The following is a 15059-nucleotide window of genomic DNA, read 5'->3' as shown; positions in this document are numbered from 1 at the left end:
CGGATTGCCCTAAGCGGCGGGCCTAGGTCGCGATCCTGAATGTTTCGGGGATCCGCGAATCTCCGTACGTGTGTCGTAATGGGCCGCCATGTGCTGCGAATCGAGTGCACAGGCTCGGGGCGACTGGGTAGCGCTGGACAGCGCCGCTCAGGGCGACGACTCGTCGTCTTCGGGAGAGTCCGGCTCGACGACTGCGTCCTCGGCGACGGAGCCCTTCAGGCCCTTCAGACAGGGCGCTGCCTTGTCTTCCCACAGCCTGGCGCCTTCGTCCCTCTGAGAGCGTCCCGTGCGACGTCGACACCGTTCAGGGTGTGGCGTTGAACGGGTTACGGTCGCGAAGGAGGGCGAGGTAGCGCTCTGCAGGACCTCGGTCCCGAGTCAGCGGGCCCTGTGAAGCCGGCTTTATCCAGCCGGTAGCCAAGTCGACATAGCCGAGATCCAGGATGCCGTCGGTCGGGTTGATCAAGGTTCCGTACAGGAGGTCCTTACCCTTGGACTGCCAGCGGAAACCGACGATCGCCGAGCAGTACAGGCGGCCGAAAAGTCCCAACAGACGTCCTCCCACGACAGGGATCCTCAGCTTGGGGACATCGCGCTGGGCGAGCTTGAGCCCGGTCTGGGTAGCAGAACGCAGCACTACCTCGACCATCTCGTCGTTCGGGTGATCCAGGTGGAGGGTCCCGTCGAGCACATTCTTGAATCCGTACTGCTCTCCATCCTCGTCTCGCAGGTAGATGCGGTGCTTCCCGTAGCGTTTCCACTGGTTGAGGAAAAAGAATCGATTGGCTCGATCGAACAATTCACCTACCTCAACCCCGTCCACCTGCTGCAGCCCAGTCGCTGCCGGCGGCACGGTTCCCGCTGCCGGGAACGCGTCGAGCAGGATCGAGACCATCGAGTCGACCTGTGCGGAGGAGTAGCTCGTACGGCTGGACTGCACCGCTTCGAGGAGGTGCCCGACTCCCAGCACCACGGCCTCGCCTACCGCTTGAGGACCGAACGCTGGCTGGGTGGTGATGACCAGCGCCATGTCGACGGGGCCGTCGCTCCCCAGCGCTGCGCTCACCGCCTCGCGCTGGGCGGCCAACTTCGCGAGAGCCCTGTCCTGGTTCCAGGTGCCGTTGTAGAGCCGGCCGTTGCGAACCGAGAGTTCGCCGTTCCACGCCTTGGCGTCCAGCACGATGACCGACCCGGGGCCGACAACGATGTGGTCGATGTTGCCGCCGGCTGGCATCACCCGGTCGTGCAACATGAACCAGCCCTCGGCGCTCAGCGGGGAGATCGCCTGGGCAACCGCTTCCTCGCCCGCAGCACCCGCGGCCCAATCTTTCGAGACTTTTCGAGCGTTCGTCGCCTTGCGTTCCAGGTGCTCAGCGGCGCGTGCCGCATCCTCGGCCTTCTTGCGAGCCGCGTGACCTGGTTCTCCGTGTTCCATGAGCCCTCCCTATGGGCACGTTAGAAGAACACTGACGAGCCAACTAGCCGGCACATCTGGTGATCAGGCATTCGCGACGCCGCCGCGTGTGGCCGGTGAAGAACGCCCCATGCGCAACCGCCGTGGTGCGGCAGTACGACGAAGACCGCGACCTGCCGCGTTTGGTTCGGTTCGACTACCGGCTGTACCCGGCAGTCGAACAGATCGCCGACAAGGTGTGCGCCGCGATGCAGCTCTACGACGGCAAGCGGTCGAGCCGGGAAAAGGACCTGGTGGACCTGGTCGTGTTGGCCGTTACCCAAGATATCGACGGTGCCGCCCTCGCCCACGAACTCGCGACGGCCCTCGTCGACCCTGCTCTGGACGTCACAGCCAGCGGCTCGGGGTGTCTGCAAATCTACGGTGGCGTACGGCTGGTAAACAGCAGGTCCTCGGTTCGAATCCGAGTTCGGGCTCCGCTGGCACCACCGAATTCAGCGAGGCACCGTGGCTGTCGAACTGCGGTTCAGGCGAAGTACCCCTCGAAGGCGCGCACGATCGATTCGGCGATCCGGTCCTGCCCCTCTGCCGAACGAAGCATGGCGAGGTCGCCGGAGTTGTGCATGTTGCCCGACTCGAGCATCACCACAGGGACACCCGCGAGGTTCAGCGTCCCGAGGTCGCCACGCTGGTTGAGCCCCTGGCGCCCGATGTAGTTCGACGGGCTCAAGCCGCTCGCCACCAACTCGTCACGCAACAACCCTGCAAGCCGTTGGGAGGGCTCGACGATCGCCTCGGTATGGTTCGCCACCACCGCGGGGTGGATGATGTGGAACCCGTGATTCGAGGCGGAGGAGCCATCCGCATGAATCGACACCATGGCGTCGGCACCGTTGGTGGACGCCGTCCGGCCACGTTCGTCCACGCACGGACCCCAGCCGTTGTTGTCGGGACGCGTCAGGATCACCGTCGCCCCACGCGACCGCAACAGAGCCGCGACACGGGTGGCAACCTCCCAGTTGAACTGATGCTCGGCATACCCCGCCGCGGACGTGCCCGTCGTGTTGCACGCCTTCTTGAACCCTCCCGCGTCCACCTGCCGATTGATCTCGGAACTGTGCGACCCGTTCGCGCCGTTGTGGCCGGGATCAACCACGATCACCCGCCCCGCCAACGAACCCGCCGCGCTGGACGTCGACGTCGCCGGCACCGCGGTGGTTGCGGCTGCCGTGGTGCTCGTAGCCAGAACCGTCGTCGTGGTCGTGGTGGAGGTCGCCACGGTCGTCGTGGTGGAGGTCGCCACCGTCGTCGTCGTAGTGGGACTCGAGGTCGTCGTCGCAGTCTCGGCCTCGGTCGAAGCGTTGGACCCACACGCACTCAGCACCGCGACCGCCGCCAGAACCAGGACCGTGCGCTTCAACGGGTCACCGCCAACGCTCGCACCGTCACGAAACCCGCTGAACCCGTTGCCGGTGTGAAGCATGGTTGTCACCGTCGATGCTCGACTTCTTGGTTCCCTTGACCTCGTTGACCTTGCGATCGCTGCCGGTGATCGGTTGGGCATCCACCCGGGTTTCGCGTTCGAAGCTGTGTGACTTGTCGGTGTTTCGGTAGTACCGCCACAAGGTGAAGTACAGGCCTGCACCACCGGCCGGTCCGAGTAGCAACAGCCAACCCGGGTTGCTGTCATCGGATTCGGCGAGGAACCCGGCCAGGTGAGTTGCCAACAGCGTGGCGAAGTGCGCCGTCACGAGGTCGCCACCAGGAACCCGATGACCAGGGACTCCAGCACGGTGCCGACGGTCAGCGCTGCGGCCAACAACCGCGGCTTTGACACCGGCACACTGCCCATCACCTCGCCCGTACGTCCGTTCACCGCGATGTAGTGAACCATGCCCTTGCCGTTCTTCTCGTGGTAATAGGAATAGAGCCACACCGGCAGACACATGGCGAGCCACCGGGTGCCGTGGACCTCGAGGCGTTCGCGTTCCCAACGCACCCCACGGTCATAACGCTCAACACTGCCCTCCACCTGGGACCGGGCAATCGACAACAGCTGGTTTTCGAGGTCCGGGGTGACGTGAACGACGTCGCGGTCGCGCTTTTCCGAGGTGAACCCGTTCAGATAGTTCGCGTTCCACTTCACGGCGTTCTCGGTGTCGAACGGCAGAATCGTATTGATGATGTTGTTGGTGTTCAGCGAGGTGTTCATGTTGGACCGCTCCGAGGACGCCTCGATCGTGAGGTCGTCGACGATGAGGTCGACGTGGCGCTCCACCGCATACACGTCCGCGTCGTAATACGTCTCTTTGTTGTCTCCCGAACCACGGGTGTACCGGCGGGTTTCCACCTCGCCGAACCCGGCGACGTCCGCGCTCATGTTGGCGTCGACCACCATGTAGGGCATGTACACCCCGACCACGTTTTCGGGGGTGAACTCCCGCACGAAGGTCCGGTCCGCAAAGGTCCGGCGTTTCCCTGCGAACTCGGCGATGATCGCAACCGCCTTGTCGTGGGTGATCGTGAACGGCAACACCGCGTCGGGCACCGCGCCGTTGGGTACCTGCTCGTTGATGGTGAGCACGTGGCGGCACCAGTGACACCGCGCGCCCATCTCGACGTCGGTGTTGATCACCACCTCCGCGCCGCAACCACCGCACTTCAACGTGATCGTCGTGTCCGCGGCGGCGTCGATGTCCGCGGCGCCAGACCCCACGACGGTGCCGCGCAACGAGCCGATATCGCCGGTCGCAACCGACTCGTCTAGGCGCGCCTCGGCCCACTCATGTCGACAGAACAGACACATGAGCATGCCGGCCGACGCCCGCAGCTGGATGTCGGTCGAGCCGCAGCGCGGGCACCGGTTCACACCATCGTCGAGTCGCGCGTTCTGCGTGTCGACCGTGGCGTCCTCAACCGGCACGCCGGGCATCCCGGGTATCTCGAGCGGCGCGTTCGGAACTGCCGGTGGCACCGGCGGCGCATAGGGAGGGGGACCCGCGGTCGTGGGCTGAGCGCCAAGTTGACCCGCGGTCCCCTCCGGAGGGGGCATCGATGACATTTCGTGCGCGACCGTCGAGGGCGGCGGAGACTGCGAGGCCTGAGGGCCTACAGCCCGAGCACCTTGTTCTTGGCGGCGTCGTAGTCGTCCTGAGTGATCAGGCCGGCATCGAGCATCTCTTTGAGCTTCGTCAACTTGGCCACCGGATCCTCCTCAGCCGCCGCAGGGGCCGGAGCCGCTACGGGAGCGGGCGCCGCCGGCGGCACCGGAGGCGGTGTGCTTTGGGCCCCGACTCCGGGCACCGGCTGTTGCAGTCCGCCGAGACCCGCTCCGCCTGCGGCAACGCCGAACCCGACCAGGCCTGCCGCTCCGGCATTCTCGCCGGCCGCTTCGAAACCAGCGGCGACCGAGGCCTGCAGGTTCGAATTGCCGCGGGCACCGGACAGCGCGTCGGCACGCTGCACGTTCTTGAGCAGTTCACGGGTGTTCTCGTCGTATTCGATCGCGATGATCGCGGTGGAGATGATCTGCAGGCCGCGCCCGCTCCACTGGTAGTTCTGCTCGACTGCCGCGGAGAGGCTCTGGGCGAACCCGATCGAATCCTGCTGGATCTTGGTGATCCGGTTCCCCTTCGACGGGTCGTTTGTGTACAGCGAGAACGCTGGGGCCAGCGACCCGACGACCTCATTGAAAAGCTGTCCGGCGGCGTCGTTTTCGATATCGGTGAAATCGAACACCTCACCCGGGGCGAGGTACTTGGCCGGCACCCAGGTCTTGAGGAACAGGATCGGATCGACGATCTTGAGGGTGTAGGTGCCGCGGGTGATCGCGCCCACCTGGGCGTTCATGTAGGCGTCGTCCCAGTAGATCTCCGATTGAGTGCCGAAGCGGTTGTTCGGAAGTTCCTTGAGGGTGACGAAATACGCGCGCTGTTCGGTGCCCGGACGGCCACCGAACTTGAATCGCTCCCACGACGTGGTGATCAGCGGGCTCACGATGCCGTTGCCGGCAAAGATCGACTTCGAGTCCTGCGCCTCGCTGTTCCATTCGTAGGCACCGGGTTCGGCAGCAAAGCCGGTGATCGCACCCTGTTCCATGAGCACCAGGCCGTACCCCTCGGGCACGACGATTCGGCTGCCGTTGGTGATGACCCCGTCGGAACCCTTCGTGTTGGAGCCCCGGCCCGCGTTTTGGCCACGCGGCACCGCGGCGAAAAGGGCGGCGGTCGGCGTCAGCCCCTCGGGAACGGTGTAGAAGTCCTTCCACTGATCGGCCATCGTGCCGCCGAGCGCACCGATTGCTGCCTGAATAAGCCCCATGGTCAGATCCCTCTTGTGTTGGTCGCGGATGACAACGTGAGCCTATCGAGCCGTCGTCGAATTTCGACGCCAACTTGGGCGTGATCGGTCGGGTAGCCATCCGCGGACAGCCACCCGACCGGCAAGCCACCAGTGCCGTGGCTAGACCGCGAAACGAAGGATTCCCGCGGCCGCGTCGCCGTCGGGCAGGTCGTCCGAGCGAACGGCGAGCACCCGACCACCAGCGGTGAATACCCGCCGGGCGATCTCGTCGGCGACACCGTGGTTGGTGGCGTCGTCGGCCTCGTCAAAGGTGACAACACCGGCTTCGTCGATGGAGCCCGGAATCGACCGATCCATGTCAACGAGCAGTGTGTCCACCGCTCCCAATGTCGAGAGTCGAGCCAAGTCCGACAGGTCGACCGCGGTGCGGCCTTGCGAACGCATCGCGTCAAACCGTTCAGCGAGTTCAGCGAGTTGATCTGCGTACACCTCATCCAAGATGGTGCGTGCACCATCCGCCAGCTCGGCGTCGGAGGCCGAACTGGGGTTGCTGTGATGACGTTCACCCGCAAGGTGGGGGTAGGTATTCACAGACCGGAACAACGCGGCCATCGGCTGGGAGGCCGCAAGGATCAACGGAAGGGTCGAACCCGACAGGACTCCGCGAATGGCGGTGTCGACCTTGCGGGCGTAAGCCGCTTCCCTCGCCTTGTGGATCTTGTTGCCGTCCGACTCCCACGCATCACGAGGCATCCCGTCGACGCGAACCTCGCGGACCGGCCCCGACGAGGCGAGTTCGAGGAGCCGCACGTCTCCCTGTGAGATGGCGAGCACCCACGCGGCGTGCGGAAAGGTGACCGCACGCATGAGCGGCGTGACATAGAAGCGGTCCGAAACCTCAAGGGCCTCGCTCAAGTGGTTCGGCAAGCGGTGAGTCTCGAAACGCCCGGGTGCCGCGAAGATCGCCAAGCTGTCCGCCTGCTCCAACCAGAAGTCGTCATCGTCGTCGACGAGGTGCAGGAGGTGCTCCTCGATGTCCGCGATGTCGTCGCCCGACGCTCCGGCCGCATGGAGCTGCTCAACGGCTTGCCCCGTGAGATCGCGAAGGCGAAGCCGGTCCTTGGCTGTCTCCTGGGTGACGCGGTGGGTCGGGAGGTAGATCGACACCGCAGGTTCAGCGGTACTGCCGATCAGACGCTCGATCTCGTCACGGGTGGGGATGTCGGTGTGAAGCGCCATGTGGTGGCCTTCCTTTCAAAGTGGAGAGAGGGAACCTTCGCGGGCTGTCGGGGAAGCGGTTGCGCATCGCGCTGCGTGCGCGCTCCCTCGCTGAGAACTCCACCGACAAACAAGCCGTTACGGCTGTCGCCCCGCACCAGCAGTCTTACCCAACGACCGCTCTTTCGCACGCCGGGGGTGCGGCAGTACGTTGCCGCTCAGCCCTCACCATTCAGCCCTCACCTCGGTCGCTGCGAACTCGTGACGGCGCTGCGAGAAACCCGGAACATAAGGAGTACTCGGTTGGCAAACGACCTGGACAAATTGGCCGACGTCTGGGCATGGGTCCGCGACCCTGGAACCGTGCGGGGCTGGATCATCGACGCAAACGACGGGATCATCGCCACCGCCGGAATACTCCAGGGCTTCGCCGGCGCGGGGGCCGGAGACCGCCTGTTGATCTTCACCGCCACCGCAGCGACCATCGCCGGCGGGATCAGCGCGGGCGGCGCGAAATGGGCCGAGGACGCATCCGAACGCGAATCCCAGCGACGGCTCGCCCGGCTGGAACTCGCCGACATCGAACAGAACCCCGAGGGCGAGATCGCGGAACTCACCGCCCACTGGTGTGCCCGCGGCCTCGAACCCGAACTCGCCCACGTCGTCGCCGAACGGCTGACCGCACACGACGCGCTGAGCGCCCAACTCGAGTCGGAGTACGGGTTCGACAAGCCGATGCCAGCCCTCATCCCGGTGCTCTCAGGCCTGGGCACCTGGCTGGCCTTCGTCGGCGGTGCGATGATCCCGTTGCTCATCACCTACTTCGCTCCGTTGAACATCGAAACCTGGGCGATCCTCGGGGCCGTCATCGTCGCCTTGACCCTGACCGCGGTCGCTTCGTCCCGGGCGGCCCACCTCTCTGCCGCCAGCACGCTCGGCCGAAGCCTGATCGTGGGCGCGCTCACGCTCTCCATCAGCTACGTGGCCGCCGAACTTCTCTTGAACTGACCTCGAACGCGTCGATGAGTCGAGTCGGTCGCCGTTCGTCGATGGCGTTGCGGTCACCGCCGACATTTCCAAAGATTCCCGCCGCGTTCCCACTACGCTGTGCCAACCACGGAGCCGGACCGGGTTCGAGGATCGAGGAGAGGGGGACAGCTTGTCGTTACTCGACGTCACCGACATCGGAGTCCAATTCGGCGGGGTGACGGCCCTCGCCGGGCTCTCGTTCACCATCGACGAAGGTCAGATATGCGCGCTCATCGGGCCCAACGGTGCCGGAAAGACCACGCTGTTCAACGTCGTGTCGCGCCTCTATCAACCGTCGGAGGGAACGGTGACCTTCGACGGCACCGACCTGTTGGCTCTGCCGCCGCATCGCATCGCCCGGCTCGGAATCGCCCGCACCTTCCAGAACCTGGCGCTCGTGCCCGGGCTTTCGGTGCTCGACAACGTGATCATCGGAGCGCACCCCCGCACGACCGGCGGGTTCTGGGCGGCAGCACTGCGGTTCCCGGTGGCGGCACAGGAACGCAGAACCCGCGAGGCCGCCATGTCGCTGCTCGCCGACCTGGATCTCGCCAGATTCGCCGACCGCCCCTGCGAAGGCCTCCCATTCGGCACCCTCAAACGCATCGAGATCGCCAGATCCCTCATGTCGCAACCGCGGATCCTGCTGATGGACGAGCCGGCCAGTGGCCTCACCCACGGCGAGGTCGACGAGCTCGGAGGGCTCGTACGGATGATCCGCGACCGCCACAACCTCACGGTGCTGCTCGTCGAACACCACATGGGGATGGTGATGAGCGTCTCGGACAAGGTCGTCGTGATGGAACTCGGACGAAAGATCGCCGAAGGCGACCCGGCCGCGGTCCAAAACGATCCTCGCGTCATCGCTGCCTACCTGGGCGAACCCGTCGCGGGAGGCGAATGATGTCGCTGTTTCAGGTCACCAACCTCGAAGCCGGCTACGGCATCGTCGACGTGCTCTTCGGCCTCGATTTCACCGTCGAAGCCGGCGAGGCGGTCGTCATCCTCGGTGCGAACGGCTCGGGAAAGACCACCACGCTTCGGGCGGTCTCGGGCATGTTGGCGGCCAAGGGTTCCATCCACTTCGCCGGCTCCGAGGTGCTGGGAAAGCGCCCCGATCAACTGCTGTCGCTCGGCATCGCCCACGTGCCCCAAGGCCGTGGAACGATCGTCGACCTCACCGTCGAGGAGAACCTTCGCGTCGGCGCCTACACCCGCACCGACGGCAACGTCGAGGCCGAGATCGCCCGCTGGTACGACGTCTTTCCCCGGCTCGCGGAACGCCGGACCCAACTCGCCGGCTCTATGTCGGGTGGCGAACAGCAGATGCTCGCCATCGCCCGCGCGTTCGTGAGCAACCCAAAGCTGGTGTTGCTCGACGAGCCGTCCCTCGGCCTCGCCCCACTCGTCACCCGAGAGGTGTTCGAACGGGTGGGCGACCTTGTTCGCGAGACCGGCACCGCCGTCCTACTCGTCGAACAGAACGCCAACCTGGCGTTGGACTTCGCCAGCCGCGGCTACGTGCTCGAAGCCGGGCGGATCGTCTCGGCCGGCTCCGCCGACGAGCTTCGAGCCGACGACTCGATTCGCAAGGCGTACCTGGGAGGCTGAGATGGGCCAGTTCATGAACTACCTCTACATCGGCCTCGGCAACGGCGCGATCTACGCCACTCTCGCCGTCGGGCTCGTCGTCATCTACCGGGCGTCGGGGTTGATGAACTTCGCGCAGGGCGAAATGGCGATGTTCACCACCTATTTCGTCTGGATGTTCTCCGATCTCGGGCTGCCCCTGTGGCTGGCGGTGTTGGCCGGCATGGCGGCCGCGTTCCTCCTCGGTGTCGTCACGTTCCAACTCCTCGTGCGACCGATCGGAGACCCGGCACAAAAGCCGCTCGCCGTGGTGATCGTGACCATCGGCATGTTTCTGGCGTTCAGCGCGGCCGCCCTGCTCATCTGGGGTACCGACGATCGTCGCATTCCGACCTTCTGGTCCGGGAGCTTCGGGCTGCTCGGCGGCACCATGCAGTGGCAGAAACTCCTCGCTCTGCTGGTGCTCGCCGCCGAGTCGCTGGTGCTGTTCATCTTGTTCAAACGCACCAAGATCGGGCTTGCGATGCGAGCCGTCGCCTCCAATCCCGAATCGGCCGGGCTCTGCGGGATCCCCGTTTCTCGCATCCTCATGATCGGTTGGGGAATCGCCGCGGCCCTCGGCGCCGTCGCCGGGTCGCTGTGGGCGTCCAATTCGCTGGCCGTCAACGTCAACCTGATGCCGATCGTGCTCATCTACGCGTTCGCCGCGATCATCATCGGCGGTTTCGACTCGATCGCCGGAGCGGTCGTCGGGGGCTTGGCCATCGGAATCGTCACCGATGTCCTCCCCAAGTACCTGTCGGTCTTCGAAAAGATGCCGCTCGCACCCGCGTTGATCGTGATGTTGCTGGTCCTGCTCGTGCGTCCACAAGGGTTGTTCGGCACCAAGAAGGTGAGCCGCGTATGAACGATGCAACGACGACCGCCGCCACGTCGACAAGCAGCGACACGACCTCGGTGTCTCGTTCGAACCCCGCACGAGCGCGTTGGCTCAGCAGCGGGGTCGTGCTCATCGTTTTGTTGATCCTGCCGAACGTGTTGAGTTCGACCTGGACCACCAAGGTCTCGGGTTGGTTTCCGATGGCCATCGCCGCGCTCGCGCTCGCCCTGCTCACCGGCTTCAACGGTCAGATCAGCCTCGGTCACGGGGCCCTCTACGGCGTCGGGGCCTACGCCGCCGGCATCTCCATCAACGAATGGGGCTTCCCTTACCTGGGGGCGATGGTCTTCGCCACGGTCGTGACGTTTTGTGTCGGCATCGTGATCGGGCTTCCGGCGTTGCGGATCAAGGGCATGCACCTCGCCCTCGTCACCGTCACCGTGGCCGTGCTGTTCCCGCAGTTTCTCAACCAGTTCGATTCCATCACCGGCGGCACCACCGGGCTCACCGTCGGTTCCATGCAGCTCAACAACCGTGGGGTCGAGGTGCTGCGCTCGATCGAGTTCACCGCCCCCGAATGGACCGGACTCGCGTCGGATCAATGGCGCTACTACTGGCTGTTGGCCTTCGCCGTGCTCGCTGTCTTCGTCGCACGAAACGTCGTGAACAGTCGAACCGGCCGGGCCATGGTCGCCATCCGCGACAACGAGACTGCGGCCGCGGTGTCGGGCATCAACGTGGCCGCCACCAAGGTGTTCACCTTCGGTCTCAGTTCGGCACTCGCCGGACTCGCGGGTTCGCTGTTCATGTTGCAGCTCGCCACGAACAAGGCCAACCTCGCCTCGGGCTCGTTCGGCCTTCAGCTTTCGCTGTACCTGCTCGTCGCCGTCGTGATCGGCGGCAGCCAGAGCATCGCCGGCCCGCTCATCGGCACCTTCATCATCGTGTTCTTCCGAGATGTGATTCAGCCCGAGTTGCCGAAACGCATCCACGAGATCATGCCGTTGCTGTTCGGCATCTCACTGATCACCACCATGTTCGCCGGCCCCGGGGGTATCGTCGGACAATTCCGTCACGGCGTGCACAAGATCCACGCACGACGGCACAAGAGCTGAACCGCGACACCGTCGCACCAGCAACAACCGTTAGGGAGGAAACCATGATGAAGACGCGTGCTGTTCGTGCAGCTGCGCTCGCCACCACCTTGTCGCTCGTGCTCGCCGGATGCGGTCGAGACGACGATGAGGCGGCCAACGACAGCCCCACCACCGTTGCCGATGGGGAGTCGGGCGGCGAGAACACCGAGTCCGCTGGTTTCATCGACCCAGCGACCGACTGTGCCGCCGACTACAACGCCACCCAGGGCATCAACGGCGACACCATCACCATCGGCAACGTCCGTCCGGAAACCGGCAACTACAGCATCTACGGAACCGTGGCCAAGGGCCTCGAAGCGTTCGTCCAACACGCCAACAGCCAGGGGGGCATCACCGCCGGCGACGGCAAGCAGTACAAGCTGCAGCTCGAAACCGCCGATGACGCCTACGACCCGGCCCTGACCCCCGGCGTCGTCCAGACGCTGGTGGAACAAAAGGGCATCTTCGCGATGGTCGGCCAGATCGGCACCGCAACCAACCTCGCCGTTCGTCAGTACATGAACGACAACTGCGTCCCGTCGGTTGCCCTCGCCACCGGCGCCCGCGACTGGGGGGAGGCGGCCAAGTACCCGTGGTACATCGGCGGGTTGCCGCCCTATGCGACCGAAGCGGTGGCATTCATCGACTACCTCAAGACCGAGAAGCCCGATGCCACCATCGCCCTGCTCTACCAGGACGACGACTACGGCAAGACGTATCAGCAGGCGATCGCTCAAGCGATCGAAGGCACCGATATCACCGTCGTGTCCGAAAAGCCGTACAACCCGCTCAACGAAACCTCACCGGAGTCAAAGGTTGCCGAGCTCGCCACGTCGAACGCGGATGTGTTCTTCGTCGGCCTCGGCGGCACCCCATGCCCGGTCTCGTTGACGAAGGTGCCCGACACCTGGACTCCGATGACGTTCGTGTCGGTGACCTGTTCGGCGAAGACCGCCATGTCGCTGCTCGGCGACAAGGAAGCCTCGATGAACGTCTTCGCTGCTCAACCGGCGCTCGACCCGGCCAACCCCGAACATCAGGCAGACCCGGCGATGCAGGAGGTGTTCGCCGCCGGCCGTGCCATCGGTCTCGACGAAGCCACCCTTGAGGGCGGCATCTTCGCCGTTGGCTGGAACTTCGGTGCGTTGTTCGCACGCGGCCTCGAAAACGCCGAGACCGTCACCCGCCACGACGTCATGAATGCCCTCTGGAGCCTTGAAGACGAGGAGATCGGCATCGCCCTGCCCGGTGCTGTGGCCAATACCAACGGCGCCGAAGATCCGTGGCCCTTCGAGGACATGCGCATCGTTCACCGCGTCGACGGCCTCTGGACGCCGGTCACCGAGGTCATCTCCTACGACGGTAAGGGGAACGAGTTCGGCGGCATCGGCTGACGCCATGCCTGCGGGCCCAGTGCCCTGAACCACCTTTTGGTTGAACGAGGGGGAGGGCCGGATCTGTGATCCGGTCCTCCCCCTCGTTGTTTCGCGACGCCAGCGTCCGGTAGCGTGCTTCGCCGATGTCCGCCAAACGTTTCGCGCTCGGCAGCGTCGCACTCATCTGTCTGTTGCTCGCGGGCTGGTTGGCCACCACCGACGTTCACGTCGATAACGCGACCTGCGGGACCGCCCTGTTGCGTCGGGACCCGCTCGCATCGCTCGTCGTCACCGGCGATATCGTCGAGGATGCTCTGACCGAGGACCGGTTGACCTCGATCTGTGGCCGCAACATCACCCGCCAACGCATCCTCACGGCGATTCCGCTGGCAGTCGGTGTCGCAGCGATCATCACCGGTAGCCGCGAGCGCGCCCTCGACGAGGCCGTCAACGCCCGTTGAGTTCCGCCGCGGTCACCCTTCGGCGTACGGCAGCGGCATCTCGGCAGAGTTCGGCGAGCGCAGCGCGGTTTCGATGATGTCGGCGGCGACCGGGAAGTCGATCGTCACCGTCTCGGCGCTCAACGAGACGATCTGCACGCGAAGGGTCGCGTCCTCGCAGGTCACCGACGGGTACTCGGCGTTGGGCCCGGCTTGAGGGAATCCGATGATGACGTTGCCGCTGAGCACGGCGTTGACCGACAGAATTCCATTCGGTTCCCAGGTCGACCCCTCCGCCCATTCCCCAACAGCGACACGGTCGGCGCACACCAACGAAACATTCGGGTTGCGCTGCGAGACGCCAGAGAGGTTCTCGCTGCGCACCTCGGCAATGATCTGGGCGCGGTCCTTCGGCGAGTGATAGGTGGGTGCGATCTCCAGCACCTCGACTCGTACGCCGCCGGATTCCACCGGCTGTGCGATCAGCCCCGCTTGGGGAACCATGGTCGTCGGCGTCGGGTTGAGATCGGTCGTCGCCGGACCGTCCGACTCTGCGTTGTCTCCCGCGCACCCGGTCGTCACCGCAGCGATCATGAGCCCCGAGGCAACCAGGGCGCAGACCGGCTTCATCACCGTCCTCCCGCCGCACCGGCGGGCCCCTCGGCGCGGGCCTCACTGCCGCGCCGTCGCACCACCTCATAGATCGCCAGGGCCGCCGCCGTCGACACGTTGAGCGAGGACAGTTGCCCTGCAAGCGGAATTGACACCACCTGATCGCAGCGTTCCCGCACGAGCCGCGATAACCCCGCCCCTTCGGCCCCCATCACAAGACACACCGGTTCGGCCCCGAGCGCCACCTCGTGGATCGACACGTCGCCGCCCATGTCGAGGCCCAGAACCCACACCCCTGCTCGCTGCATCTCTTCGATCGCCCTGGGAAGGCCGCCGACCAGCGCCATCGGCACGTGTTCCACCGCTCCGGCCGCGGCCTTGGTCACCGTCGGGGTGACGTGCACCGCTCGATGCTTCGGAAGCACCATGCCGCTCACCCCGGCACACTCGGCGGTGCGGATAATGGCCCCGAGATTGCCGGGGTCGGTGACCCCGTCGACCGCCACGAGAAACGGGGCCATTCCATTCTGGGTCTCGCAGAGCTCCTCGAGGGGTCGCTCCTTGATCGGGTCGGCAACGGCGACGACGCCCTGCGAGGCCTCCGTGCGACTCACGCCATCGAGTTTTTTCTTCGAGACCTCCCGGACGGGGACCCGCAGGTCCTGGGCCAGCTCCACGATGTCGTCGAGAATGTCGGCGCGGTCCATGCCCTCGGCGATGAGGATCTCCTTGGCCTTACGGGTGCCGGCCAGCAGTAGTTCCCGCACGGCGTGTCGGCCCTCGACCTGGGTGCCGCCCAACCCGCGCTGTTCGGGAGCCTTGCGATTCGTCCGCGACCGGTCGCCGCGCTGGGCACCAGATCCACCAAATGCCGGCCCGGCTCCGGCCGATCCGCTACGCGGCGCACCACCGCGACCCCTCCCCGGAGCGCCGGAGCGGCCCGATTTCGCGCCCGCTGCCCGCGAACTGTTGCGCCCTTGGCCTCGCGCCCCACCGGACGCTGCGCCTCGCTTTTTCGGTCCACTCATCGTCGGCCTCTCATCATCGTGTCCGGCGAGTCTG

General features: G+C 65.4%; 15 protein-coding genes. 7 read left to right on the top strand and 8 right to left on the bottom strand.

The window, feature by feature from the left end; translation table 11 throughout:
- Positions 1 to 304: 304 nt before the first annotated feature.
- The 6 genes from M9952_04020 to M9952_03995 form a co-directional block, all read right to left on the bottom strand.
- Positions 305 to 1435 (bottom strand): NERD domain-containing protein, encoded by a 1131-nt coding sequence (locus M9952_04020; GenBank protein ID MCO5312089.1) that lies wholly within the window; start codon positions 1433 to 1435, stop codon positions 305 to 307.
- Positions 1436 to 1940: 505 nt separating this feature from the next.
- On the bottom strand, positions 1941 to 2897 hold the full coding sequence (locus tag M9952_04015; protein ID MCO5312088.1) for an N-acetylmuramoyl-L-alanine amidase: 957 nt from the start codon (positions 2895 to 2897) through the stop codon (positions 1941 to 1943).
- Positions 2860 to 3165 (bottom strand): hypothetical protein, encoded by a 306-nt coding sequence (locus M9952_04010; GenBank protein MCO5312087.1) that lies wholly within the window; start codon positions 3163 to 3165, stop codon positions 2860 to 2862. The genes M9952_04015 and M9952_04010 overlap by 38 nt, the downstream gene beginning before the upstream one ends.
- Positions 3162 to 4346: a hypothetical protein gene (locus M9952_04005; GenBank protein ID MCO5312086.1), complete on the bottom strand. Its 1185-nt coding sequence runs from the start codon at positions 4344 to 4346 to the stop codon at positions 3162 to 3164. The genes M9952_04010 and M9952_04005 overlap by 4 nt, the downstream gene beginning before the upstream one ends.
- 176 nt (positions 4347 to 4522) lie before the next feature.
- The gene (locus tag M9952_04000) at positions 4523 to 5734 is read right to left on the bottom strand and encodes an SPFH domain-containing protein (GenBank protein ID MCO5312085.1); all 1212 of its coding nucleotides are present in this window, start codon (positions 5732 to 5734) and stop codon (positions 4523 to 4525) included.
- Between the two features lie 141 nt (positions 5735 to 5875).
- Positions 5876 to 6955 carry a hypothetical protein gene (locus M9952_03995; protein ID MCO5312084.1) on the bottom strand — a complete coding sequence of 360 codons (1080 nt, stop codon included), beginning with the start codon at positions 6953 to 6955 and terminating at the stop codon, positions 5876 to 5878.
- 282 nt (positions 6956 to 7237) lie between these two features.
- Here M9952_03995 and M9952_03990 point away from each other — a divergent pair, with 282 nt between their 5' ends.
- The 7 genes from M9952_03990 (at position 7238) to M9952_03960 (ending at position 13406) form a co-directional block, all read left to right on the top strand.
- On the top strand, positions 7238 to 7942 hold the full coding sequence (locus tag M9952_03990; GenBank protein ID MCO5312083.1) for a VIT1/CCC1 transporter family protein: 705 nt from the start codon (positions 7238 to 7240) through the stop codon (positions 7940 to 7942).
- A gap of 151 nt (positions 7943 to 8093) precedes the next feature.
- Positions 8094 to 8867, top strand: coding sequence for an ABC transporter ATP-binding protein (locus M9952_03985; GenBank protein MCO5312082.1), 774 nt, complete (start codon positions 8094 to 8096; stop codon positions 8865 to 8867).
- Positions 8867 to 9574, top strand: a complete 708-nt coding sequence (locus M9952_03980) for an ABC transporter ATP-binding protein (protein MCO5312081.1) — start codon at positions 8867 to 8869, stop codon at positions 9572 to 9574. The genes M9952_03985 and M9952_03980 overlap by 1 nt, the downstream gene beginning before the upstream one ends.
- Before the next feature lies 1 nt (position 9575).
- Positions 9576 to 10460: a branched-chain amino acid ABC transporter permease gene (locus M9952_03975; GenBank protein MCO5312080.1), complete on the top strand. Its 885-nt coding sequence runs from the start codon at positions 9576 to 9578 to the stop codon at positions 10458 to 10460.
- Positions 10457 to 11548, top strand: a complete 1092-nt coding sequence (locus M9952_03970; protein MCO5312079.1) for a branched-chain amino acid ABC transporter permease — start codon at positions 10457 to 10459, stop codon at positions 11546 to 11548. Before M9952_03975 ends, M9952_03970 begins: the two co-directional genes overlap by 4 nt.
- Positions 11549 to 11592: 44 nt before the next feature.
- A complete protein-coding gene (locus M9952_03965) occupies positions 11593 to 12963 on the top strand; it encodes an ABC transporter substrate-binding protein (protein MCO5312078.1) in 1371 nt (456 codons plus the stop codon).
- A gap of 125 nt (positions 12964 to 13088) precedes the next feature.
- Complete coding sequence (locus tag M9952_03960) at positions 13089 to 13406, top strand: hypothetical protein (protein ID MCO5312077.1); 318 nt, start codon at positions 13089 to 13091, stop codon at positions 13404 to 13406.
- Between the two features lie 12 nt (positions 13407 to 13418).
- Here the strand turns inward: M9952_03960 and M9952_03955 are convergent, their stop codons facing one another.
- Entirely contained in the window at positions 13419 to 14015 is a 597-nt protein-coding gene (locus M9952_03955; GenBank protein MCO5312076.1) for a hypothetical protein, read from the bottom strand.
- On the bottom strand, positions 14015 to 15025 hold the full coding sequence (gene rlmB, locus M9952_03950) for a 23S rRNA (guanosine(2251)-2'-O)-methyltransferase RlmB (protein ID MCO5312075.1): 1011 nt from the start codon (positions 15023 to 15025) through the stop codon (positions 14015 to 14017). Before rlmB ends, M9952_03955 begins: the two co-directional genes overlap by 1 nt.
- Positions 15026 to 15059 lie beyond the last annotated feature (34 nt).

Source organism: Microthrixaceae bacterium (assembly GCA_023957975.1).
Lineage (GTDB): Bacteria > Actinomycetota > Acidimicrobiia > Acidimicrobiales > Microtrichaceae > JAMLGM01.
The sequence above is the reverse complement of the archived record's forward strand: the minus strand, read 5'-3'. Positions and strand labels throughout refer to the sequence as shown.

Excerpts from the sequence above, each read along its gene's own strand:
- M9952_03955 (MCO5312076.1), bottom strand. The coding sequence starts at position 14,015 with ATGAAGCCGGTCTGCGCCCTGGTTGCCTCGGGGCTCATGATCGCTGCG.
- M9952_03980 (MCO5312081.1), top strand. The coding sequence starts at position 8,867 with ATGTCGCTGTTTCAGGTCACCAACCTCGAAGCCGGCTACGGCATCGTC.
- M9952_03975 (MCO5312080.1), top strand. The coding sequence starts at position 9,576 with ATGGGCCAGTTCATGAACTACCTCTACATCGGCCTCGGCAACGGCGCG.
- M9952_03960 (MCO5312077.1), top strand. The coding sequence starts at position 13,089 with ATGTCCGCCAAACGTTTCGCGCTCGGCAGCGTCGCACTCATCTGTCTG.
- M9952_03965 (MCO5312078.1), top strand. The coding sequence starts at position 11,593 with ATGATGAAGACGCGTGCTGTTCGTGCAGCTGCGCTCGCCACCACCTTG.
- M9952_04015 (MCO5312088.1), bottom strand. The coding sequence starts at position 2,897 with ATGCTTCACACCGGCAACGGGTTCAGCGGGTTTCGTGACGGTGCGAGC.
- M9952_04005 (MCO5312086.1), bottom strand. The coding sequence starts at position 4,346 with ATGCCCGGCGTGCCGGTTGAGGACGCCACGGTCGACACGCAGAACGCG.
- M9952_04020 (MCO5312089.1), bottom strand. The coding sequence starts at position 1,435 with ATGGAACACGGAGAACCAGGTCACGCGGCTCGCAAGAAGGCCGAGGAT.
- M9952_04000 (MCO5312085.1), bottom strand. The coding sequence starts at position 5,734 with ATGGGGCTTATTCAGGCAGCAATCGGTGCGCTCGGCGGCACGATGGCC.
- M9952_03970 (MCO5312079.1), top strand. The coding sequence starts at position 10,457 with ATGAACGATGCAACGACGACCGCCGCCACGTCGACAAGCAGCGACACG.
- rlmB (MCO5312075.1), bottom strand. The coding sequence starts at position 15,025 with ATGAGTGGACCGAAAAAGCGAGGCGCAGCGTCCGGTGGGGCGCGAGGC.
- M9952_03995 (MCO5312084.1), bottom strand. The coding sequence starts at position 6,955 with ATGGCGCTTCACACCGACATCCCCACCCGTGACGAGATCGAGCGTCTG.